Below are 21,128 nucleotides of genomic sequence, written 5' to 3' on the forward strand. Positions count from 1 at the left end.
CGGCGCTAGCCTCGCTCGCGATAGAATTGCAGCAGCCGCGCGCCTGCCGGAGAAAGCCAGTCGGGCGCACCGGCGATGTAGCCCTCGACGTGACCGCTTGTTCCAACGAGATAGGTGATGGGCATGCCGACGAGGGAGAATATCGCCGTCGATGCTTCGGCCGCCGCGCCATAGGCGTCGATATAGCAAGCGAGGTTCTGCACGGCGAGGCCGCCGAGAAATGTGCGGATCTTGCGCAGGTCTTTGGTATCGGTGCAGATCGCGACAACGTCGAGCCGGTCCGACCGTGATCCCGCGAGACTTGCGAGCACAGGGAGGTCGAGCCGGCAGGCCGCGCACCAGGTCGCCCAGAAATTGACGAGGGTGATGCGGCCCGGCTGCGCGCTCAACGCGACGTCCTTCCCGCCAATGTCTTGAACCCTGAGCGTTGGCATCGACGCGCGCGGCCGCACCAGCGTGAACTGACTGCGGCCGGCCTCGAACACCGGTGGCCAGCCTTCCTGCGCATGGGCCGCGCGCAAGGAGGCAACAAGCGCCGGCGCGGCCATCATGATCGATCGCCGCGACGGCAATGGACCGCTTTCGCGCGCGGTCTCACGCATGGATATAGGCCCAGCCCTTGAGCTGCAGATCGACCACGCGGCCGATCCCGAACGGCACGAGGATGGCACCTGCTATCAGCGGAATCGAGACCTGCTCCTTGGCTTCGGCGATCGCTTTTGACGATGCGCACATGCTGTAGGCGAGGTTTGGCAGCGACTGCCGCAGCGCCGCGAGCGGCTCGACCAGCGGAGTCCTGTCCGCCCGAAAGACGTCGATGCCCTTGCCGTTGGCGACGACCTCGATCAGCAATCTCGCACCCCTGTCCGCAAAGTGCTTCGAGAGGTTAGCCGAGTAGCTGATCGCATGACCCATCACATAGGGCTCGTTGCTGTCGATCAGGATCACGACGCCCTCGGTGAAACGATCCTCCTTGGCCGCGGCGGTGCCGCCGGCCGTGAGGATCGCAGTGCCGGCGAGCAGGCCCCTGCGGGACCATCCGCTGGCGGAGATCATGGTCGCGGCGTTCAGCTGTTCAGAACTGACGCGGCGCGATCGGCGCCTTGCGGTCGCGCCCCCACAGCACGAACAGGCTGAGCGCGAGCAAAAGGACGTTGAGCGGCGTGACGGGCGCCTCGCCGCGCGAGATGTGGAAGACGAGCGCCAACACCTGCAACATGGAGCAGCCCAGCGCGGCCAGCACCGTCAGCCGGGGCAGGACCCGCGTCAGTGCCGGCAGCAGGATGCCGATTCCGCCGGCGAGATCGACCAGCCCGATGAACCGGACGAACGTTGCGGAATACTGGCCGGCCCAAGGCATCATCGCGGCAAGTTCTGGAATCGGCGTCAGCAGCTTGACCAGCCCGGCCGCGGTGAAAACGAAAAAGAGCAGGCCCTGTGCGATCCAAAGGCCGATACGAATGGCGCGGCCGGGGGAGGCAGTCTCGAAGGCGGTGGTGGACACGGTGGTTCTCCAAATGATGACGGTCGCCACCATTTGATAGTTTCTTCATATTTGATCATTATGTGTCCCGGGATTAGTTCATTTCCTGGGTGTTGATGGTTTCATGGATTCCTTGGTCAGCATGAGGGTGTTCTGCCTGGTCGCCGAGCTGAAGAGCTTCGCGACCGCGGCGCAACGCCTGCGCATCTCGCCCGCGATGGCAAGCAAGCATGTGATGCAGCTCGAGAAGCGGCTGGGCACGCGACTGCTCAACCGCACCAGTCGGCGCGTCAGCCTGAGCGAAAGCGGAGCGCTCTATTTCGAGCAGGCGCGGCAGATGCTCGACTCGCTCGACGAGGTCGAAGCCGCCGTCAGCAATGCGACGGTCGTTCCGCGCGGCACGCTGCGACTGACTGCGCCGGTGTGGATGGCAAACGCGATCTTTGTGGGCATGCTGGCGGACTACCAGGCGAGCTATCCCGAAGTGCGCCTCGACGTCGATCTCAGCGGACGGATGGTCAATCTGGTCGAGGAGGGATTCGATCTGGCGCTGCGCGCAACGGCAGCAATCGACGAAGCGCTGATCGCGCGTCCCATCACCAAGGTTGCGTTCCATATGGTCGGCGCGCCCGCTTATCTCGATCGCGCGGGTCGCCCGACCAGGCTTGCCGATCTCGCCGGGCAGGCGATGCTGCACTACGCGCTGTACCCGGGTGAAAGCTTCTCCTTCGAGGGCGAGCACGGCACCGAGACCGTCAAGCTCAATCCGGTCCTGCGCAGTGGCAATGAAACGCTGCTGCACATGGCAGCGCTCGAAGGCATGGGCCTCGCCTTCCTGCCGAAATGGCTGGTCGCGGAGGATCTCGCCGCCGGCCGCCTCGAGCACGTCGTGCCCGGGCAGGTCATCTTCGAGGGCAAGCTGTTCGCGGTCTATCCGAGCCGCAAATATCTCTCTGCGAAGGTGCGGACCTTCATCGACTTTCTCGTGGCCGACCCGCGGATGAAATAGCCGCTCACAGCGATCTGATTACAGCGACCTCGCGATCAACAGCTTCATGATCTCGTTCGTGCCGCCATAGATCTTCTGGATGCGGGAATCGATGAAAATGCGCGAGATCGGATATTTCTGCATGTAGCCGTAGCCGCCGAACAGCTGGAGGCATTCGTCGGCGGTCTCGACCTGCTTCTCCGAGCACCAGTATTTCGCCATCGATGCCGTGACGGTGTCGAGGTCCTTTGCGACCAGCCGCTCGATGCACCAGTCGACGAAGACGCGCGCGATCATCGCTTCGGTCTTGCGCTCGGCGAGCTTGAAGGCGGTGTTCTGGAAATCCATCAGCGGCTTGCCGAAAGCCTTGCGCTCCTTGGTGTAGTCGACGGTGAGCTTTATCGCGCGTTCCATCGCGGCGACCGCGCCGACCGCGAGCGCGAGGCGCTCCTGCGGCAATTGCTGCATCAACTGGACGAAGCCCTGGCCTTCCTCGCCGCCGAGCAGGTTCTCCGGCGGAACCGCGACGTTGTCGAAGAACAGCTCGGACGTGTCGGAGGCATGCAGGCCGATCTTGTCGAGGTTGCGCCCGCGCTTGTATCCATCCGCGCCTGAGGTTTCGACCACGATCAGCGAAATGCCCTTGGCGCCGACATCGCCGGTGCGCGCGACCACGATGACGAGATCGGCGGCCTGGCCGTTGGTGATGAAAGTCTTCTGTCCGTTGATGACGTAGGAATTGCCCTGCTTCCTGGCGGTGGTCTTGACGGCCTGCAAATCCGAGCCGGTGCCGGGCTCGGTCATGGCGATGGCGCCGACCATCTCGCCCGAGGCCATCTTCGGCAGCCAGCGCTTCTTCTGCTCCTCGGAGCCGTAATTGAGGATGTAGTGCGCGACGATGGCGCTGTGCACGGAGACGCCGGTCGTCAAGCTCCGGCACCGTGCTTTCGAGGTCGTCGAGTACGGCGGCATCATAGGCGAAGGTCGCGCCGAGGCCGCCATATTCCTCCGGCACGCTTGCCAGCAGCGCGCCCATCTCGCCGAGCCCGCGCCAGGCAAAGCGGTCGACCATCTTCTGCTCGCGCCATTTTTCGGCATGCGGGGCCAGATCCTTGGCAAGATACTTCCGGAACTGATCGCGGAAGATTTCGAGCTCTTCGGTCATCCAGGAGGAGCGGTAGGACATGGTCACCTCGGTCAATGCGGCGTTCCGGCTTGGTTAGGCCAGCCTTTGGCGGCAATTATTGTGTTTTCAGGCTGTGCCGGTGACGCTACCAAGGCGACCGGAGCAGCGTCTATCGGGATCATTGATTGTGGCTGTCAAAACGCAAACCGTCAAAACCCAAGAGCTCAAGCTCGACATCGCGCGCATCGGCACGGTCTCGGCGATCCTGACACAGCCGGACCATGCGCGCGCCTGTTACGTGCTGGCCCATGGCGCCGGCGCAGGGATGCGGCATGCATCGATGGACAAGATTGCGGAGGGGCTCGCTGCTCGCGGCATCGCGGCGTTCCGCTTCAATTTTCACTACATGGAGAACAAGCTGGGCCGTCCCGACCAGCCGGCGGTCGCCCATGCGACGATCCACGCGGCAGCCGAGGAAGCCGCGCGGCTCTGCCCCGGTGTGAAGCTCGTTGCGGGCGGAAAATCCTTCGGTGGACGCATGACCTCGCAGGCGCAGTCCAAGACTCCGCTGCCTGATGTCAAAGGGCTCGCCTTCCTCGGTTTTCCCCTGCACGCCGACAAGAAGCCGTCGACGGAGCGCGCCGAGCACCTGGCCCGTGTCGAGATCCCGATGCTGTTCCTGCAAGGCACCCGCGACGGGCTCGCCGATCTCGGCCTCCTCAAGCCCGTCATCGCCGCTCTTGCCCCGAAGGCGACGCTGCACGAGGTCGAGGGCGGCGATCACTCCTTCGCGGTGCTGAAGAAGTCCGGCCGCACCAACGAAGAGGCGCTGACAGAGGTGCTTGATACGCTCGCGGTCTGGATCGACAAGCTCGCCTGAAATCTCACGCCGAATATAGCCCCTTGTCGCGCGCCTTCTGGATCGCCAGCGCGGCAATGAGATCGAGGGTCGGCGTCGACAGGCCGGCGGTGCGCGCGAAGGCTTGGGGCGCCTTCACCAGGACGTCGATCTCCATGGCGCGGCCGAGCTCGTAGTCCTGCAGCAGCGACGGCTTGTGATTGGGCGCGGGACCACTGCGGCTCACGCGCTTGACCTCGGGGATGAAATGCTGGGCGATCTCGTTGGCCTCGTTCAGCATCCGCGGGATGACCTCCGCGAACGCAGGATCGTCGCGCACGCCGCGCGCGGTCTGGCCGGTGAGCAGGCACAGCACCGACAACGACATGTTGGTCAGCAGCTTTGACCAGATCGCCTCGCGGATCTCGGCAACCGGCGGCGATTCCAGCCGCGCGTCGGTGAAGACACCGCGCAGCGTCGTGATGCGCTCGCAATTGCGGTCGTCGCATTCGCCGATCAGCAGGCGGTTGCGGTCCGGCGTCAGGTTCTGCACCACGCCAGGCGCGATCACCTCGTTGGAGGAGAAGACCACGCCGCCGACGATCCGCTCTTTCGGGATGCAGGCGCGCAAGCGCCCGCCCGGGTCGAGGAAGGAGATGTCCGGCGGGGTCGGGTGCCGCGGCGGCAGGCCGATCCCGTACCACCAGGGAATGCCGTTCTGCGCGAACACAATCGCGGTGTCGTCCTGCAGCAGCGGCTTGAGGCTGGAGACCAGCCCGGTCAACGCGGTTGCCTTCAAGGTGCTGATCACGACGTCCTGGGGGCCGAGTTGGGCCGGATCACCCGAGGCGTTCACCTTGGCGGAGACCTCGGAATCGCCGACGCGCAGCTTGAGGCCGTTGGCCCGTACCGCCTCCAGGTGCGCGCCGCGCATTACGCACGAGACCTCGTGGCCGGCGCGGGCCAGCCTGACCGCGAGCTGGCTGCCGACGGCGCCCGCGCCGAAAATGCAGATGCGCATGTGATGTCCGTCCCTGATCCCTTGATGCCGCCCCGCGACAGCATGACACAAGCCGCCATGCGATGGACGCGGCTGCCCTACGCTCGAAAGATATGGATCAAGGTGCGGAGCCTCGGCCATAGTACGCGCCAAACAAACGAGCGGAGGAACACCGATGACCGACAGCCCCGTCCTGTGGACCCTGGATGCGCGTGGGGTTGCGACCGTCACGTTGAATCGGCCCGAAGTGAACAATGCCTATGACGGTGCATTGATCGCGGGCGTGCTCGCGGCCATGGACGATCTCGGCAGCAAGCCCAACCTTCGCGTGGTCGTGCTCAAGGGCAACGGCAAGCATTTCCAGGCCGGCGCCGACCTCAAATGGATCAACGGCGTGCGGCCGCAATCGAGCGAGGCGAACGAGGCCGCGTCGCGTGCGACGTTCGAGGCCGTGCAGCGGCTCAACACGCTGCCGATCCCGACGGTCGCGCTGGTGCAGGGCGGCTGCTTTGGCGGCGGCACCGGCGTGATCGCAGCCTGCGACGTCGTGATCGCGGCCAACAACGCCCTGTTCTCGATCACCGAAGTGCGCTGGGGCCTCACGGCGGCGATCATCATCCCGCAGCTCTGCGATGCCATTGGTGTACGGCAAGTCCGCCGCTACGCGCTGACCGGTGAACGTTTCGGCGCCGAGGACGCCCGCCGCATCGGCCTCGTCCACGAGGTGGTGCCGCTCGCCGAGCTGGAAGCCGCCGGCGCGAAGGTGGTCGAGCAGTTGCTTGCCAACGGACCTGAAGCGATGGCCGAGACCAAGCGGCTGGCACTGGAGAGCTCGTTCGGCGGAATGGCGGTGGACGATGCCGCCTACGAGCGGCTCGTGCACCTGCATTCGGTCAAGCGCCAGAGTGCGGAAGCCGCGGAGGGGCTGGCGTCGTTCGCGGAGAAGCGCGCGGCGAATTGGAGTGGCGGCAAGGCCTGAGCGCGCCGCTCAGCAGCAACCCGATACGACCTGCATCGTGCACCTTCCCCAAATCCTGCACGCGGGATCGATTCGAATCCCCGTAATTCCGCGGGGCCATCCTTAAGAGTTCAATCATTCCCGACCATTATGGTTACGACAATTGTCACGCCATGGTGTCGGATGCACAGAGAAGTTCTGGGATTTTGGAAGGCCGGATCGATCGTCGCGGCGGCAACACTGCTGGTCCTGCATCCGGTTGCCGCTTCACCTCGGCTGGTCTCTCTGGCGTTCAATTCCCAGTTGGGGAGCCCGCAGCAGATCGGGGCGGATGAGTTTCGCCAGAAGCTGGTGGCATTGCCCGGCAAGCCCATCGTGATCGACCAGCGCGCCACCAATGCAGTCGGTAGCGAGAACGCCATTCTCGCCGCGACGCAGGCCGGCGCCGTCGATATGGCGGTGCTGTCGGGTTCGGTGGTCAGTGCGGTCGTCCCCGAACTCGGCGTGTTCGACATTCCCTTCCTGTTTCGCGATACGGCTCACGCCAAGGCCGTGGCGCAAGGTCCGGCCGGCGCGGCAATCGCCGCCAAATTCGGCGATAAGGGGCTGACCCTGCTGGCGATTGGCCGACAGGGCTTCCGCAACGTCACGAATTCCAAGCGGCCCGTTCGCAGCCCCGACGATATCAAGGGTCTGAAGATTCGCGTCATCCCGAACCCGATCTATCAGATGACGTTCAAGGCGCTCGGTGCCGAAGTGGTCCCGATGGAATTTCCGCTGGTCTATACCGCGCTCAAGGACGGCCGGCTCGATGGGCAGGAAAATCCCGTGCCGACCATTGCCGGCTCCCGTCTCTATGAAGTCCAGAAATACCTCACATTGACCGGCCACTTCTTCGCGCCGATCGTGTTCATCGCCAACCGCGCCATGTTCGAGCAGCTCACTCCGGCCGACCAGGCAACACTGATCGCGCAGGCAAAGGCGGGGGCGGAGGCGACATGGCAGGCGAAGCTCGATGCCGCGGCGCTCGAGCAGGTGCGCAGCGGCGGCATGGACGTGATCGAGAAATTCGATCGCCAACCCTTCGTCGACGCGGTCAAGCCGCTCGATCAGGAATTCGAGAAGCGGTTCGGCAAGGATCTGCTCGCCACCATCCGGTCCACCCAGTAAGAATTTCGGGATTCCCATGAAATTATCGCACATGATGTCCCGGGTCGGTGTCCGTCCGCGGGTGTTTGGCGGTTTCGCGCTGGTTCTGAGCTTCCTGGTCCTGCTCGCGGGCTTCGCCGTGGTTCAGGTCGAGCGGATCGGCGGAACGGTCAATGACCTCGTGACCAGCGCGGCTGGCGACGCCGGCATGTCGCAGGCGCGTGCCGCGCTCTTGGAAGCGAACTCGGCGGTCGAGAAATTCATCCGGACCTGGAATGTCGGCGACAAGGATGCCGCAGCCAAGGCGATCGACGGCGTGGGCAAACTGGCCGATCAGGCCGATCGGCAATTCGGCAAACTGCAAGCGATCGCGGAAGGCATCGGCCCGGTCAAGACGGCGCTGGAAACCTATCGTTCGTCCTTCACCGCGGCGGCAGATGCCGCGGATCGGCTGCGCGCCGCCACCACGAAGACCGACGCCCAGGGCGCGGCCGCCGGCCTCAATGTCGGCGGCATTCAGGTTGCGCTTGCCAATCGCCCGGAAGATGCGGAACGGCTTGTCAACCCGATGCGCCTGGCCGGCGTCGTCGACGCGCTGCGCGTCACCGTGATGCGCTATGGGTCCACTTTGTCGACGGGCGATGCCGACGACGCCAAGCAGGCGTTGTCCTACGCCCAGTTGGCGATCGCAGACACTGAGGCTGAGCTGGCGACGGCGGACGCCCCCAAATTGAAGACGCTGGTCGCAGCACTCAAGACCGCGATCGCCGCCGACACGACGGCGCTCGAAGAGGTCATCAAGGTTGCCGCCGATCTGCGCGCCAGGCAGGCCGAATTGAAGAAGGCGAGTGCGGCGATCGACGATCAGGTCAACAAGATCAATGCGAAGCTCGGCACCATGCGCGCCGAGCAGGGTGACAAGACCTCGGCAGCGGTCGATCAAACCAAACAGACCGTCATCGCGACTGCGGCCGGCGCGCTGCTGCTGGGAGCGGTGCTTGCATGGCTCATCGGCGCCAGCGTATCCGGCCCGATTCGCGGCATGACGGACCGAATGCAATCGCTGGCGGCAGGCGAGCTCGATGACCCCATTCCGGGCGGCGAATCGCGCGACGAAATCGGCCGCATGGCGCGTGCCGTCGAGGTCTTCCGCGAAAATGCACTGGCGGTTCGTCGCATGGAAGGCGAGGCCACGGCGCAGCGCGAAGCCACCGAGGCCGACCGTGCCCGCATGATGTCTGATCTTGCCGGCCGCTTCGAGCAGGGCATGCAGGGGGTGATTGCCGGTGTCGGTGGTCGCGCCGACGACATGGGGCGTAGCGCCGAGGAGTTGGCAAAGGTCGCCGAGCGCGGTCGCGGGCTCGCCGAAGCGGTCGCGACCCGCGCCGAGCAGGCATCGATGAACGTGCAGACCGTCGCCTCCGCCACCCAGCAGCTCGCGGCCTCGATCCGCGAAATCTCGAGCCAGGTGCACCGCTCCGTCGCGGTCTCGAACCGGGCGACCGACGAGACCAACCGCACCTCCGATTTGATCCATGGGTTGTCGGATGCGGCTGAAAAGATCGGTACCATCATTCAATTGATTCAGGCCATCGCCAGCCAGACCAATCTGCTGGCGCTGAACGCGACCATCGAAGCGGCGCGCGCCGGTGACGCCGGCCGGGGCTTCGCGATCGTCGCCAGCGAGGTCAAGAGTCTCGCGACCCAGACAGCGCAGGCGACCGAGCAGATCGCCAGCCAGATTGCGACGATCCAGAGTGCCACCGGCCAATCGGTCGAGGCGATCAAGCAGTTCGGCACCACCGTCAAGGAAATGGCCGACATCGCCACGGCGATCGCGGCGGCGGTCGAAGAGCAGGGCGCGGCAACGGGCGAAATCGCGCGCAATGTCGAAGAGGCGGCCAACGGCACCACGGCGGTGACGCAGGAAATCGGTCAGGTGCGCGCGGTGGCGGGCGAGACCGACGCCGGTGCCGAAGCCGCTCTTACGGTCGCAGCGGCCCTGAAGCAGCAGGCGGATTCAATGAAGTCGAACGTTGACGATTTCCTCCACACCATCCGCTCGGCGGCCTGAATTCCCGGAGAAACCGGCGATCCCGCGGGTGCAAACCAAACCGGCCTTACAGCACCGGCAGCAGCGAGCTCTTCAATTCGCGCAATAGCGCCTGAACCGCTGCGGCCTGGACCCGTCGCTCTGGAATGGTTGCCTTCACCCATAAATCCGGGATTGGAAAATCCGGCAACACGACCTGCAACGTGCCTTGACGTAGGGCCTCTTCCGCAAGGTAGTGCGAGATGAAGGCGATGCCGTTGCCGGCGATCGCGCTTTTCACGAGCACGTGGCCCTCGTTCGAACTCAACAGCGGCCGGACCTGAACCGTGATACGGTCGCGCGGCCCGTCGAACACCCAGTCCGGACCGGTGGGAAGAAAACTCAGGCAACGATGATCGACCAGATCGCGCGGATGTCGCGGCACGCCGTGCGCCCCGAGATAGGCCGGCGACGCGCACAACAAGCGCTTCAATCGGCATAGGGGCTCGTCGACCACACCGCCGAACGAATGCGGAAACGCGCCGATGGCGATATCGAAGCCTTCGGTCACCGGATCGACGGGACGGTCGATCAGGACGATCTCGAGCTTCAGCTTCGGGTTTTGAGTCTGGAAGGTGCTGAACACATCGGCAAGCCGGGCGATGGTCAGCGATGTCGGTGCCTTGATACGCAAATGATCGATAAGATCATGGCCTTTCTCGCCCATGCGCGACAGGAGATCGCCGACATCGGCGACCACGCTCCGCGCCCTCTGGACATATTCCTGACCCGCCGCGGTCAGCCGCAATTGCCGCGTCGAGCGATGAAACAGCGGCGTGCCGATCCGCGCCTCCAATTGGGTGACCCGCTTTGCGACCACCGAAGTTGCGACGTTGAGCTTTCTTGCCGCGGCGGAAAATCCGGCCGCGTCTGCGGTGGCGAGGAACGCCTGAAGGTTTACCAGGATGTCCATTTTCGGCCTTTCGCGATTCGAGAAAGGTGATCGCTTATTTTGGTAGATTGTAGCCCCACTTGCGTTAATTCATAGTCCGGCCCAAGCAAGAGATTTTCAGGGACGGGACGCGCCATGCAGGCCACCACGATCGAAGAACCGGCGCGCCATGTGCCGCTTTACGGCGAATATGAAGTCGTCGTCCTCGGCGGCGGTCCGGCCGGCATCGTGGCGGCGGCCTCAAGCGCGCGCGCGGGGCGGAAGACGCTCTTGATCGAGCGCTACGGCTTTCTTGGCGGCATGGGCACTGCCGCAGGCGTCACCAATTTCTGCGGCCTGCACGGCAATGTTTACGGCGAGGCCCACCGGCTGGTGCAGGGCATGGCGTCCGAGCTGCTGGCGCGGATCGATCATTTGAACGGCCTCAACGCGCCGCATCTGATCCTCGGCAAGGTCTTCGCCCAGGCCTACGACACCGCCGCCTACAAGATCGCGGCCGACCAGCTGCTCGCCAGCCACAAGGTGCACATCCTTTTCCACGCGCTCGGTGCCGGCGTCGTGATGGGCGATAACAGCCGCATCGATGCGCTGATGGTCGAGACCAAGGCGGGCCGGCAGGCGGTGCGGTCGGAGATCTTCATCGATTGCTCCGGCGACGGCGATCTTGCGGTGTGGGCCGGCGCGCCGTTCGAATTCGGCGACGAGCACGGTCATCCGATGTATCCCTCGATGATGCTCCGTCTCAACGGCATCGATCCCGCGAAGGCGGGCGATGCCTGGCGCACCATCCCGCAATTGATGGAGCAGGCCACCGCCGCCGGCACCCACACATTCCCGCGCAAGAGCGCGATCGTGCGGCCGCAAAAGTCCGGCATCGAATGGCGGGTGAATTTTACGCAAGTGGCGCGCGAGGACGGCCATGCCATCAACGGCATCGAGCCTGACGATCTCACCCGCGGCGAGATCGAGGGCCGTAAGCAAGCGCTGGCTGCGTTCGAATTCCTGCGCACCGTGCCGGGCTTTGAAAAATCCTACATCGTCGACCTGCCGCCGCAGCTCGGCATCCGCGAAACCCGCCGCATCAATGGCGGCTATCAGCTCAGCGGCGAGGACGTGCTCGGCTGCGCCTCGTTCGAGGATTCCATCGGGGTCAATGGCTGGCCGATCGAGGCCCATGTCCCCGGCGACGTCGTCTTCACCTTCCCGCCGATCCCGGAATCGCGCGGCTATAACGAGCTGCCTTACCGCATGCTGGTGCCCGAAGGTGTCGACAATCTGCTGGTCGCCGGCCGCTGCGCCTCGATGACCCATGAGGGCCAATCAGCGGCCCGGGTCTCCGGTGCCTGTTTCGTGATGGGGGAGGCGGCCGGTTCCGCCGCCGCGCTGGCGCTCTCCGGAAACCGGATCCCGCGTGACATCCCGGTTGAAAAGCTGCAGGAAACGTTGAAACAACAGGGCGCCTTCATCGGACGGGACCAGCCCGTGCCCGAGGGCCTGTAACCGACTGCAAGATAACGACGGCGAGGAAACGAAATGACCGGGATTGTGCGGCTCGCGCTAGCTAGCCTGATGGCGATCACAGCGATGGGCACGGCCCGAGCCGAGGACGCGCTGAAGGCCAGGATCGGCGTGCTCAGGCTGTCCTCCTCCGCGCCCGTCTTCATCGCGCAGGACAAGGGCTATTTCCGCGAGGCCGGCCTCGACGTCGAGCTGAAATTCTTCGACGCGGCGCAGCCGATCGCGGTGGCAACGACCTCGGGCGACATCGATTTCGGCGTGACCGCCTTCACCGCCGGCCTTTACAATCTCGCCGGCAAGGGCGTGCTGAAGGTGATCGGCGGCATGAGCCGCGAGAAGGCCGGCTATCCCCTGATCGGCTATTTCGCCAGCAACAACGCCTATGCGAGCGGTCTGAAGACGCCGAAGGACCTCGCGGGCAAGCGCGTGGCGATGACGCAGGTTGGCTCGTCCTTTCACTATTCGCTCGGCCTGCTTGCCGACAAATACGGCTTCAAGCTTGCCGACGTGAAGATCGTGCCGCTGCAATCGCTGTCGAATGCCGCGGCCGCGCTGAAGGGCGAGACCGTGGATGCAGCGCTGCTGCCGATCTCCACGGCGCGAAAGCTGATGGACGACGGCGGTGCGAAGTTTCTCGGCTGGGTCGGCGACGAGACACCCTGGCAACTGGGCGCGGTGTTCGCTTCACCGAAGACGCTGACCAACAAGGTGCTGGTGACGAAGCTGCTCAGCGCTTTGGCAAAAGCCGACCGCGAATATCACGACGTCATCCTTGCCGCGATGAAGGACGGTATCGCCCCGATCAACGACAAGACAAAGCCACTGCTGGAGATCATCGCAAAATATACCAATTTGCCGGTGGAGCAGGTGGTCGGCAACTGCGCCTATATCGATCCTGACGGCAAGCTGGATGTGAAGAATGTCGACAACCAGATCAAATGGCTCCAGGAGCAGGGTTTTGCCGACAAGGGCTTCGACGCGAACGCGATCATCGCAAAGGACTTTGTGAAGGCGGATTGAGAGTAGAACGCAACGCATGGACCTGATCGCCAACCACATCACCCATCGCTTCGGCGAGCTCGCCGTGCTCGACGACGTCTCGTTCACCGTCAGCGCGGGCGAGGTGGTGGCGATCGTGGGGCCCTCGGGCTGCGGGAAGAGCACGCTGCTGTCGATCCTTGGTGGGCTGTTGCTGCCGACCTCCGGCGCGCCCGAGCTGCGTGGATCGCCGCCGGCGGACAGTCTCAATCCGCTCACCTTCGTGTTCCAGGACTTTGCGCTGCTGCCCTGGGCCAATGTAGAGGAGAACGTCGAATTCCCGCTGCTGCACACCCAGCTCTCGCCCGTGCAGCGCCGCGCGCTGGTCGACGACGCCTTGCGCCGCACCGGCCTGACCGATTTTCGCAAAACCTATCCAAAGCAGCTTTCCGGCGGCATGCGCCAGCGCGTCGGCATTTCGCGCGCGCTCGCGGTCAGGCCGGCCATTCTCCTGATGGACGAGCCGTTGTCGGCGCTGGATTCGCAGACCCGCGAACTGCTGATGGAGGATTTCGTCCGGCTGCTCGCCGATGGCGGCATGGGCGCGGTCTATGTTACCCACAATCTCGAGGAAGCGGCGCGGCTCGCCGACCGCATCGTGGTGCTGTCGCGGCGTCCTGGCCGCATTCGCGAGGTCGTCACCGTGCCGATGACGCGCACTGAGCGCGGTGACATTGCAGCCCGTGAAAAGCTGCTCGCGCTTCAGAACCAGATCTGGTCGCTGATCCGCAACGAGGCGATCGATGCCGAGCGCGAGGTTCAGCATGCTTGATCGCGCTCCGGCGGGACCATCTGCGAAGGATGAAGCGGTCCGACGCGTCCGCTTTCGCGGCGCCGGTTTCGTGCCGGCGAGCAGCCGCTTCGGCGGCTGGATCGCGCTCGCGCTGCTCATTGCGGTCTGGCAGGCGGCGGGCAGCACCGGCCTCGTCAATCCGCTGTTCCTGCCGCCACCATCGGCGATCGCGCGGGCGATCTACCAGCTCGCGATCTCGGGCGCGCTGTGGCAGCACCTTTCCGCGTCGCTCCTGCGCATCGGTGTCGGCTGGCTGCTCGGCACGGCGGCCGGTGTCGCGGTTGGCTTTGCCATCGGCCTGTCGCGGCTGGCGCGCAGCGTCGGCATCACCTTCATCTCGGCGCTGTTCCCGATCCCGAAGATCGCGCTGCTGCCCCTGTTGATCCTCTGGCTCGGCATCGGTGAAGAGCCGAAGATCGCGACCATTGCGCTCGGGGTGTTCTTCTCGACCGCGATCTCGGTCTATAGCGGCGTCGACGCGGTGCCGCGCAACCTCATCCGCATGGCGCAGAGCTTCAACGTGCCGTTCGCCACCATCGTGCGCAAGGTGGTCTGGCCGGGCGCGCTGCCCGCGATCCTCGCCGGCTTCCGCATCACGTCGTCGGTGGCGCTGCTGCTCGTCGTCAGCGCCGAGATGATCGGCGCGCAGTACGGCATCGGCGCGTTCGTGCTTCAGGCCGGCAATTTGATGCAGACGGATCAGCTGCTCGCGGGCGTGGTGATTTTATCGGTGTTTGGGTTGATCGTGGGGCGGGTGATCAACTGGCTGGAGATACGGCTCTTGCACTGGCGATAGCCGCAGTCACTGCAGCCGTAGGGTGGGTTAGCGAAGCGTAACCCACCACCTTGTGTCGCCGTGGAGAAACCGATGGTGGATTACGCCTTCGGCTAATCCACCCTACGACATTCACGCATTCCCGCGATCTTCCCGGAACAAATCCAGCTTCTGCTGCACGGGTCGATCCGAGAAGCTGAACAGCACTGCATCCATGTCCGCCTCGTGCGTGACCCATTGCCAGCTCGGCACCACGAACAAATCGCGCGGGCCCCATTCGAAGGTCGAGTCCCCGATGCGGGTACGGCCGTGGCCTTCGATCGGACAGAACACCGTTGCGTCCGTCGAACGATAGCGCGCGGTCTTGAAGCCCTTCGGCAGCAACTGGATGAACGTGCCGATGGTCGGCATCGCGAAGTCGCCGGTCTCGGGGTTGCTGAATTTCAGCTTCAGCCCGTGACAGGCGTCCCACTCCTGGCTCGTGCGGGCTTTCTCCAGTGCCTCGCGCGTGTAGGCATAGGGATAGCTGAAGATCGGCGAGGTCTTCGAGCTTCGCTTTACGTCGACCGGCAGCAGATTGTGGCCGTAGCGCGCAAAGCTGTCGCCGGCGGGCCTTGTAATCTTTTGCTGATCCTCGTTGGAGCCTTCCGCGAAGGAGCAGTCGAAGAACTGCACCAGCGGAATGTCGAGACCGTCGAGCCAGAACATCGGCTGGTCGGTCTCGTTGGAATGATCATGCCAGGTCATCGACGGCGTGATGATGAAGTCGCCGGGCTCCATCGCGGTGCGCTCGCCGTCGACCGCGGTGTGGGCGCCCTTGCCTTCGAGCACGAAGCGCAGCGCCGATTGGCTGTGCCGGTGCGCGGGCGCGACGTCGCCGGGCACCACCATCTGCACGCCGGCATAGAGCGACGTGGTGATTTTCGACTGCCCGCGCAGGCCGGGATTTTCCAGCACCAGCACGCGCCGCTCGGCTTCTTTCGCCGTGATCAGCTTGCCGGCCTCGGTCATGTAGTCGCGGATGATGTCGAACTTCCACAGATGCGGCCGGCAGGCGCTCTTCGGCTCCGGCGTGATCAAATCGCTCATGACCGTCCAGAGCGCGGTGAGGTTCTCGCCGTCGATCTTCTTGTAGAACGCCTCGCGTTCCGGCGTCTTGGTCACGGCTTCCATGGTGCGGCTCCCGTCGTTTTGTTGATTGACAGTATACTTACGATCTAGGTAGCGTCAACGTGCGAACAAGAACGAAACGGGAGGTTTCCGATGAAGCTGCACGGCTATTTCCGCTCCAGCGCCGCCTACCGGGTACGGATCGCACTGAACCTGAAGGGTCTCGGTGCCGAGCACCTGCCGCATCACCTTCGTAAGGGCGAGCAATGCGCGCCGGCCTATCTCGCCATCAATCCGCAGGGCCTGGTGCCCGCGCTCGAGAACGATGCGGGCGCAGTGCTGACCCAGTCGGTCGCCATCATCGAATGGCTCGACGAGACCCATCCCAACCCGCCGCTGTTGCCGAGGGATGCGTTGCAGCGCGCCAAGGTGAGGGCGTTCGCGCTGGCGATCGCCTGCGACACTCACCCCGTGCAGAATCTGAAGGTGCTGGCGCGGCTGCGCGAGCTCGGGCTCCCTGAGGAAAAGGTTCAGGACTGGGCGGCCTGGGTCAACCGCGAGGGGCTTGCGGCCTGCGAGACGCTGATCAGGGCCGAGCCGGGCCCGTTCTGCTTCGGGCATGCGCCGACGCTCGCCGATCTCTGCCTGGTGCCGCAGCTCGCCAATGCGCGCCGCTTCGGCGTCGACGTCTCGGCCTATCCGCGTCTGCTCGGGGCGGAAGCCGCGGCCAAGGCGCTGCCGGCGTTCGTCAACGCCGCGCCGGAGAAGCAACCCGATGCCGAGTAAGCCTGCGCCTCCGATCACGATAGACGCGGTCTATGCCGCGCCGGGCTATCTGTTCCGGCGCATGCAGCAGATCGCGGTCTCGATCTTCATGGAGGAATGCAAGGCGTTCGACCTCACGCCGGTGCAATACGCGGCGCTGATCGCGATCCACACTCACCCCGGTATCGACGCGACGCGGCTGTCCGCGGTGATCGCCTTCGATCGCTCCACGCTCGGCAGCGTGATCGAGCGGCTTCAGGCCAAGGATTTCGTCGAGCGCAGGCCGGCGCCGGAAGACAAGCGGATCAAGCTGCTCTATTTGACCAAATCAGGCGCGGCGATCCTGCGCGACATCATTCCCGCCGTCGAACGCGCCCAGGCGCGGATGCTCGAGCCGCTCAAGCCGGCGGACCGTAAGGCGTTGATGGGGCTCCTGGTGCAGCTCGTGGATCTCAACAACGAAGCGTCGCGGGTGCCGCTCCGGGCCGAGGACGCGCTGGAGCATCTGGGGAAGGCGCCTTAATCCTGGTTGTCATTCCCCGCGAAGGCGGGGAATCCAGTACGCCGCAGCTTCTCTGCATAACTCGCCGTCTCGGAGTACTGGATCGCCCGCCTTCGCGGGCGATGACAGCGGAGGCTCACATCCGCAACAGCGCCTGCCGGTCGATCTTCCCCGTGCCGGTCTTCGGCAGCTCGTCGATGAAGATCACCTCGCGCGGATATTTGTACGGAAGCAGCTTGCCCTTCACGTAATCCTGCAGCCTGCGGGTCGCTTCGCTTTGATCGGCCGCGCGGCTGTTCATCACCACGACCGCCTTCAGGGTCATGCGCCGGTCCGGCAGCTCGGCGGCGAACACCGCGCATTCGCGGATGTCCGGGTGGTCGGCGAGGCACAGCTCGACCTCGAGCGGGTAGACCCACTGGCCGGAGATCTTGATGAGATCGTCGGCGCGGCCGCGGAAGAAGTGAAAGCCGTCGGCATCGCGGACGAAGCGGTCGCCGGTGTAGATCCAGCCGCCTTCGCGGATGGTCTCGGCGGATTTGTCCGGCCGGTTCCAGTATAGCGGCGTGTTGGAATCGCCGCGCACCCACAAGATGCCTTCCTCGTCGTCGGCGACATCGCGGCCGTCCTTGTCGCGCAGCGCGACCTCGTAGCCGGGCACGCGCAGGCCGGCGGCGCCAAGCTTCTTCCGCTCGGGACGGTTGGAGAGATAGATGTGCAGCACCTCGGTCGAGCCGAGGCCTTCGACGATCTCGAGACCGGTGAGCGTCTTCCAGCCGTTGAAGACGTCGGCCGAGAGCACCTCGGCGGCCGAGAGCGCCATGCGCAGGGACGAGAAGTCGGTCCTGTCGGCCCCCTCGGCCTTGGTCAGCGCTGTATAAAGCGTCGGCAGGCCGAAGAAGACCGTCGGCTTGTACTGCTCGATCGCCGAAAAGATCGCCGCGGGCTTCGGCTGGCCCGGCAACAGCAGCGTGGTCGCGCCCGCGGAGAACGGGAAGGTGATCGCGTTGCCAAAGCCATAGGCGAAGAAGATTTTCGGCACCGAGAAGCAGATGTCATTCGGCGTCAGCTTCAAGACGTTCTGCGCAAAGGCGGCCTCACTATAGGCCATGTCGTGCTGGAGATGCACGATGCCCTTGGGCCGGCCGGTCGATCCGGACGAGTACATCCAGAACGCCATCTCGTTGCGATGCGTGTCGGCTTCCGCGAGCTCAGTCGGCAATTGCGGGAGCCAGCCGGCGGCAGAGACGGCGTTCGGTGCGGCGTGATCGCCCACAGCGCCATTGACGACGACCAGGGTGTGCAGGGCCGTGTCCTTGCACGCCTCGGCGTTGAACCGTGCACAGAACTCGGCATCCGCCACCGCAACAGAAGCGCCGGAATCGGCGAGATAGAATTGCAGCAGATCCGGCGGCGTCAACGTGTTGATCAGCAATGGCACGAAGCCGGCGCGCACCGCGCCGAGGAACGCGGCCGGATAGGCCGGGGTATCGTCGAGGAACAGCAGCACGCGGTCGCCGCGCTTGAGGCCGAGCGAGGCAAAGCCGTTGCCCCAGCGGCAGGCTTCCGCGCAGAGCTCCGCGTAGCTGCGCGTCCCCGCGGGGCCAATGAGTGCGAGCTTGTCGCCGCATCCTCTCGCGAGATTGTCGAACAGCACGCGGCTGGCATTGTAGACCTGCGGAACGGAAAAGCCGATCTCGCGCGCGCCCGCGCAGTCGGCGGGCACCTGATCGTTAATCTGCTCGCTCATGCCTCGTCCCCACCGTTCTTGGCGGCTTCGTAGCGCGCCATGAAAGCCGGCGACATCGCGCGCAGGCGGGAGTCGTCGATGCGGCCCGAACGGGTGATGTAGCTGTAGGCAAAGTCCATCAGGCCCTGCTGCATATGCTGAGCAAAGTGCTCGTACCAGAAAGCGCTGGTCCGCGCGGCGTTGACGAGCTTCTGCACCACCGGCTTTCGCGCGGCCTGGTAGCGATGCAGGGCAGTGGACAGGTGCGCATCCGACTCCAGCGCCTTGACCAGCGCAATGGCGTCCTCGATCGCGAGCCGCGTGCCCGAGCCGATCGAGAAATGCGCCGAGTGCAGCGCGTCGCCGAGCAACACCATGTTCTTGAACGACCAGTGCTCGTTCCAGACCCAGGGGAAGTTGCGCCAGACCGATTTGTTGGAGACCAGCGAGCGGCCGCCGAGCGTGTCGGCGAACACCTCCTCGCAAACACCCTTGGACTGCTCGACGTCCTTGTAGGCGAAACCGTAGGCCTGCCAGGTCGCATGATCGCATTCGACCAGGAACGTGCTCATGGTCGGTGAGTAGCGGTAGTGGTGGGCGTTGAAGGCGCCGCGGTCGGTCTTCACGAACGTCTGCGACAGCGTGTCGAAGCGCTTCGAGGTGCCGTACCAGACGAACTTGTTCGAGGAGTAGGACAGCGAGGTGCCGAAATCGCCCTCGAAGGCGCGGCGCACCAGCGAGTTCAGCCCGTCGGCGGCGACGATCAGATCGTGGCCGTTGAGCTGATCGATCGCATGAATCGGAGTGTCGAAGCGCGGGGTGACGCCGGCATCGAGCGCGCGCTGCTGCAGGAACCGCAACAGCTCGAGCCGGCCGATCGAGGAGAAGCCGACGCCGTCGATGGCGACGCTGTCGCCGCTCAGGTTCAGGGTGATGTTCTCCCAGCTCTCCATATGCGGCGCGATCGCGTCGACCGTCTCGGGGTCGTCGGCGCGCAGGAATTCCAGGGCTTGGTCCGAGAACACGACGCCAAAGCCCCAGGTCGCGTCGGCCGGGTTCTGTTCGAACAGGTCGACTTGATCCTCGGGGTGACGCTTCTTCCAGAGATAGGCGAAGTAGAGCCCACCGGGCCCCCCGCCGATCACGGCGATCCGCAACGTCTGTCCTCCCTGATTGACAGTATACTTACTATCTAGGGGTAGACTAATGTGCTCGGGTCGCCCGCGCCAGCGGAATTATCGGGAAGGCGCGCGGCACGCCGAAGCTCACGTCCGGACGCGCGTTTGGCGCGTGTCCGAAGCAGTGACCTTGCGAAGCATAGCCAAACCGTGGCGGCTTGGCCATCCGCCCCGTCAGACGCAGCGCTTCACGTAGACCCCGTCCACCAGCACCCCTGGTAAAGCGGACCACCGGATGGCACGCTTCTCTAGCGTGCAGCGAACGGCGCCAGCACGTCCTTGCAGGCGGGCGACAGCGAGGCGGCATTGTTGGCAACGCATTGGATGATCCGACCGCCACCTGGCGCCACGCTGCCGCACAGCGTGCGGACATCCTCGCGACATGCGGACTGGACGATGAACAGCTCTTCGCGCGGCCGCAGCGGGCGCAGCACGATCACGGCAGGCGGGGCTGCCGGTGCAGCTGCCGCAGGAGCTGCGCCCGCAGGTGCCGCCGTTGCTGCCGCGCCACCGCCGGCCGCGGCGTTCACGGCCTTCTCGCAGGCCGGCGAAACCTTTGCCTTGTTCTTCTCCAGGCATTCGAGCGCAGGCGCGCCGCCCGGCGGCACGCTGGCGCACACCTTGGGATAATCGCCGCGGCACGCGCTCTTGACGGCAGCGACCTGCGCGCTGCTCGGCTGTTTGGCTGCAGCGGCGGCTGCAGCAGCCTTGGGCGCGGCCGCCGCAGCCGGCTTTGCGGCGGGAGCGGTTTCAGCCTTCGGCGCGGCAGGCGCGGCCTCCGCCTTGGGTGCGGCCTCCTTGGGTGCAGCCTCGGTCTTCGGCGCGGCTTCGGTCTTCGGCGCCGCAGCAGGCTCGACCGCGCGAACCGCGGTTTGGCATCCCGATGACAGGCTGGACATGTTCTTCTGCAGGCATTGATAGGCTTCCACGCCGCCGGGCGTGACGCTCGAACAGTGCGCCATGAAGTCCGAGCGGCATGCGGAGCGGATCGCGCTCTTCTGCGCCTCGGTCGGTGCCTGTGCGAATGCGCCTGCTGCAGTTGCGAACAGAGCCGCCGCCAGCAACGCCCCGCGTGCCGGCGCATGTTTCAACGTGTTGAACATCTGAGTGAATCCTGCCCTGTCGGTAACGCCGACTTTTTTTCAAAAGTGATGCAAACAATCGTCGCGGGTGATGCCGCGCGCTACATCATTG

20 protein-coding genes and 1 pseudogene are annotated in these 21,128 nt (G+C 64.9%); 11 read left to right on the forward strand and 10 right to left on the reverse strand.

All coding sequences use genetic code 11. The annotated features are described in order from the left end of the window. Nucleotides 1-5 precede the first annotated feature (5 nt). Genes ABIB91_RS03920 through ABIB91_RS03930 form a run of 3 tightly spaced genes read right to left on the reverse strand, consistent with a single transcriptional unit; the run spans nucleotide 6 to nucleotide 1,504 of the window. The gene (locus ABIB91_RS03920; RefSeq protein ID WP_354159803.1) at nucleotides 6-602 is read right to left on the reverse strand and encodes a TlpA family protein disulfide reductase; all 597 of its coding nucleotides are present in this window, start codon (nucleotides 600-602) and stop codon (nucleotides 6-8) included. Continuing rightward, nucleotides 595-1,056, reverse strand: a complete 462-nt coding sequence (locus tag ABIB91_RS03925) for a DsrE family protein (RefSeq protein WP_354159801.1) — start codon at nucleotides 1,054-1,056, stop codon at nucleotides 595-597. The genes ABIB91_RS03920 and ABIB91_RS03925 overlap by 8 nt, the downstream gene beginning before the upstream one ends. A gap of 19 nt (nucleotides 1,057-1,075) precedes the next feature. Further along, the gene (locus ABIB91_RS03930) at nucleotides 1,076-1,504 is read right to left on the reverse strand and encodes a DoxX family protein (RefSeq protein ID WP_354159799.1); all 429 of its coding nucleotides are present in this window, start codon (nucleotides 1,502-1,504) and stop codon (nucleotides 1,076-1,078) included. Between the two features lie 103 nt (nucleotides 1,505-1,607). Here ABIB91_RS03930 and ABIB91_RS03935 point away from each other — a divergent pair, with 103 nt between their 5' ends. After that, nucleotides 1,608-2,492, forward strand: coding sequence for a LysR family transcriptional regulator (locus ABIB91_RS03935; protein ID WP_354159797.1), 885 nt, complete (start codon nucleotides 1,608-1,610; stop codon nucleotides 2,490-2,492). Between the two features lie 18 nt (nucleotides 2,493-2,510). Here ABIB91_RS03935 and ABIB91_RS03940 read toward each other — a convergent pair. Further along, a pseudogene (locus ABIB91_RS03940) lies at nucleotides 2,511-3,657 on the reverse strand (acyl-CoA dehydrogenase family protein). A gap of 121 nt (nucleotides 3,658-3,778) precedes the next feature. Between ABIB91_RS03940 and ABIB91_RS03945 the strand changes: the two are divergent. Beyond that, nucleotides 3,779-4,477 carry an alpha/beta hydrolase family protein gene (locus tag ABIB91_RS03945; RefSeq protein ID WP_354159795.1) on the forward strand — a complete coding sequence of 233 codons (699 nt, stop codon included), beginning with the start codon at nucleotides 3,779-3,781 and terminating at the stop codon, nucleotides 4,475-4,477. Between the two features lie 4 nt (nucleotides 4,478-4,481). Here ABIB91_RS03945 and ABIB91_RS03950 read toward each other — a convergent pair whose 3' ends face one another. After that, complete coding sequence (locus ABIB91_RS03950) at nucleotides 4,482-5,456, reverse strand: ketopantoate reductase family protein (protein WP_354159793.1); 975 nt, start codon at nucleotides 5,454-5,456, stop codon at nucleotides 4,482-4,484. A 154-nt stretch (nucleotides 5,457-5,610) separates the two neighbouring features. Here ABIB91_RS03950 and ABIB91_RS03955 point away from each other — a divergent pair, with 154 nt between their 5' ends. The 3 genes from ABIB91_RS03955 to ABIB91_RS03965 all read left to right on the forward strand — a co-directional run bounded on the left by ABIB91_RS03955 (nucleotide 5,611) and on the right by ABIB91_RS03965 (nucleotide 9,616). Further along, nucleotides 5,611-6,414 (forward strand): enoyl-CoA hydratase-related protein, encoded by an 804-nt coding sequence (locus ABIB91_RS03955; RefSeq protein ID WP_354159791.1) that lies wholly within the window; start codon nucleotides 5,611-5,613, stop codon nucleotides 6,412-6,414. Nucleotides 6,415-6,576: 162 nt separating this feature from the next. Further along, on the forward strand, nucleotides 6,577-7,563 hold the full coding sequence (locus ABIB91_RS03960) for a TRAP transporter substrate-binding protein (protein ID WP_007599336.1): 987 nt from the start codon (nucleotides 6,577-6,579) through the stop codon (nucleotides 7,561-7,563). A 16-nt stretch (nucleotides 7,564-7,579) separates the two neighbouring features. Beyond that, nucleotides 7,580-9,616, forward strand: coding sequence for a methyl-accepting chemotaxis protein (locus ABIB91_RS03965; protein ID WP_354159789.1), 2,037 nt, complete (start codon nucleotides 7,580-7,582; stop codon nucleotides 9,614-9,616). A 46-nt stretch (nucleotides 9,617-9,662) separates the two neighbouring features. Here the strand turns inward: ABIB91_RS03965 and ABIB91_RS03970 are convergent, their stop codons facing one another. Next, complete coding sequence (locus ABIB91_RS03970) at nucleotides 9,663-10,547, reverse strand: LysR family transcriptional regulator (RefSeq protein ID WP_354159787.1); 885 nt, start codon at nucleotides 10,545-10,547, stop codon at nucleotides 9,663-9,665. A gap of 114 nt (nucleotides 10,548-10,661) precedes the next feature. Between ABIB91_RS03970 and ABIB91_RS03975 the strand changes: the two genes are divergently transcribed. Genes ABIB91_RS03975 through ABIB91_RS03990 form a run of 4 tightly spaced genes read left to right on the forward strand, consistent with a single transcriptional unit; the run spans nucleotide 10,662 to nucleotide 14,671 of the window. Then, nucleotides 10,662-12,026 (forward strand): FAD-dependent oxidoreductase, encoded by a 1,365-nt coding sequence (locus ABIB91_RS03975; RefSeq protein WP_354159785.1) that lies wholly within the window; start codon nucleotides 10,662-10,664, stop codon nucleotides 12,024-12,026. Between the two features lie 33 nt (nucleotides 12,027-12,059). Further along, entirely contained in the window at nucleotides 12,060-13,064 is a 1,005-nt protein-coding gene (locus ABIB91_RS03980) for an ABC transporter substrate-binding protein (protein WP_354159783.1), read from the forward strand. 16 nt (nucleotides 13,065-13,080) lie between these two features. Further along, nucleotides 13,081-13,854, forward strand: coding sequence for an ABC transporter ATP-binding protein (locus ABIB91_RS03985; protein ID WP_354159781.1), 774 nt, complete (start codon nucleotides 13,081-13,083; stop codon nucleotides 13,852-13,854). Then, entirely contained in the window at nucleotides 13,847-14,671 is an 825-nt protein-coding gene (locus ABIB91_RS03990) for an ABC transporter permease (protein ID WP_354159779.1), read from the forward strand. Before ABIB91_RS03985 ends, ABIB91_RS03990 begins: the two co-directional genes overlap by 8 nt. A 111-nt stretch (nucleotides 14,672-14,782) precedes the next feature. On the opposite strand, the gene gtdA is transcribed toward ABIB91_RS03990, so the two are convergent. Beyond that, nucleotides 14,783-15,823, reverse strand: a complete 1,041-nt coding sequence (gtdA, locus tag ABIB91_RS03995) for a gentisate 1,2-dioxygenase (RefSeq protein WP_007599349.1) — start codon at nucleotides 15,821-15,823, stop codon at nucleotides 14,783-14,785. Between the two features lie 90 nt (nucleotides 15,824-15,913). Between gtdA and maiA the strand changes: the two genes are divergently transcribed. Together maiA and ABIB91_RS04005 are read left to right on the forward strand one after the other, a co-directional pair. Next, the gene (gene maiA / locus ABIB91_RS04000; RefSeq protein ID WP_354159776.1) at nucleotides 15,914-16,546 is read left to right on the forward strand and encodes a maleylacetoacetate isomerase; all 633 of its coding nucleotides are present in this window, start codon (nucleotides 15,914-15,916) and stop codon (nucleotides 16,544-16,546) included. Then, nucleotides 16,536-17,048, forward strand: coding sequence for a MarR family winged helix-turn-helix transcriptional regulator (locus ABIB91_RS04005; protein WP_354159774.1), 513 nt, complete (start codon nucleotides 16,536-16,538; stop codon nucleotides 17,046-17,048). The genes maiA and ABIB91_RS04005 overlap by 11 nt, the downstream gene beginning before the upstream one ends. 115 nt (nucleotides 17,049-17,163) lie before the next feature. Here ABIB91_RS04005 and ABIB91_RS04010 read toward each other — a convergent pair whose 3' ends face one another. From ABIB91_RS04010 to ABIB91_RS04020, 3 genes are all read right to left on the reverse strand, one after another. After that, a complete protein-coding gene (locus ABIB91_RS04010; RefSeq protein ID WP_354159772.1) occupies nucleotides 17,164-18,777 on the reverse strand; it encodes a benzoate-CoA ligase family protein in 1,614 nt (537 codons plus the stop codon). Continuing rightward, on the reverse strand, nucleotides 18,774-19,913 hold the full coding sequence (locus tag ABIB91_RS04015) for an FAD-dependent monooxygenase (RefSeq protein ID WP_219684556.1): 1,140 nt from the start codon (nucleotides 19,911-19,913) through the stop codon (nucleotides 18,774-18,776). Before ABIB91_RS04015 ends, ABIB91_RS04010 begins: the two co-directional genes overlap by 4 nt. Nucleotides 19,914-20,182: 269 nt before the next feature. Beyond that, complete coding sequence (locus tag ABIB91_RS04020) at nucleotides 20,183-21,037, reverse strand: cysteine rich repeat-containing protein (RefSeq protein WP_354159770.1); 855 nt, start codon at nucleotides 21,035-21,037, stop codon at nucleotides 20,183-20,185. Between the last annotated feature and the right edge of the window lie 91 nt (nucleotides 21,038-21,128).

The sequence above is a fragment of the Bradyrhizobium sp. JR4.3 genome (genome assembly GCF_040547695.1).
Classification (GTDB): Bacteria; Pseudomonadota; Alphaproteobacteria; order Rhizobiales; family Xanthobacteraceae; genus Bradyrhizobium; species Bradyrhizobium canariense.

Excerpts from the sequence above, each read along its gene's own strand:
- ABIB91_RS03920 (WP_354159803.1), bottom strand. The coding sequence starts at position 602 with ATGCGTGAGACCGCGCGCGAAAGCGGTCCATTGCCGTCGCGGCGATCG.
- ABIB91_RS03925 (WP_354159801.1), bottom strand. The coding sequence starts at position 1,056 with ATGATCTCCGCCAGCGGATGGTCCCGCAGGGGCCTGCTCGCCGGCACT.
- ABIB91_RS03935 (WP_354159797.1), top strand. The coding sequence starts at position 1,608 with ATGGATTCCTTGGTCAGCATGAGGGTGTTCTGCCTGGTCGCCGAGCTG.
- ABIB91_RS03950 (WP_354159793.1), bottom strand. The coding sequence starts at position 5,456 with ATGCGCATCTGCATTTTCGGCGCGGGCGCCGTCGGCAGCCAGCTCGCG.
- ABIB91_RS03955 (WP_354159791.1), top strand. The coding sequence starts at position 5,611 with ATGACCGACAGCCCCGTCCTGTGGACCCTGGATGCGCGTGGGGTTGCG.
- ABIB91_RS03960 (WP_007599336.1), top strand. The coding sequence starts at position 6,577 with ATGCACAGAGAAGTTCTGGGATTTTGGAAGGCCGGATCGATCGTCGCG.
- ABIB91_RS03965 (WP_354159789.1), top strand. The coding sequence starts at position 7,580 with ATGAAATTATCGCACATGATGTCCCGGGTCGGTGTCCGTCCGCGGGTG.
- ABIB91_RS03970 (WP_354159787.1), bottom strand. The coding sequence starts at position 10,547 with ATGGACATCCTGGTAAACCTTCAGGCGTTCCTCGCCACCGCAGACGCG.
- ABIB91_RS03975 (WP_354159785.1), top strand. The coding sequence starts at position 10,662 with ATGCAGGCCACCACGATCGAAGAACCGGCGCGCCATGTGCCGCTTTAC.
- ABIB91_RS03980 (WP_354159783.1), top strand. The coding sequence starts at position 12,060 with ATGACCGGGATTGTGCGGCTCGCGCTAGCTAGCCTGATGGCGATCACA.
- ABIB91_RS03985 (WP_354159781.1), top strand. The coding sequence starts at position 13,081 with ATGGACCTGATCGCCAACCACATCACCCATCGCTTCGGCGAGCTCGCC.
- ABIB91_RS03990 (WP_354159779.1), top strand. The coding sequence starts at position 13,847 with ATGCTTGATCGCGCTCCGGCGGGACCATCTGCGAAGGATGAAGCGGTC.
- gtdA (WP_007599349.1), bottom strand. The coding sequence starts at position 15,823 with ATGGAAGCCGTGACCAAGACGCCGGAACGCGAGGCGTTCTACAAGAAG.
- maiA (WP_354159776.1), top strand. The coding sequence starts at position 15,914 with ATGAAGCTGCACGGCTATTTCCGCTCCAGCGCCGCCTACCGGGTACGG.
- ABIB91_RS04005 (WP_354159774.1), top strand. The coding sequence starts at position 16,536 with ATGCCGAGTAAGCCTGCGCCTCCGATCACGATAGACGCGGTCTATGCC.
- ABIB91_RS04010 (WP_354159772.1), bottom strand. The coding sequence starts at position 18,777 with ATGAGCGAGCAGATTAACGATCAGGTGCCCGCCGACTGCGCGGGCGCG.
- ABIB91_RS04020 (WP_354159770.1), bottom strand. The coding sequence starts at position 21,037 with ATGTTCAACACGTTGAAACATGCGCCGGCACGCGGGGCGTTGCTGGCG.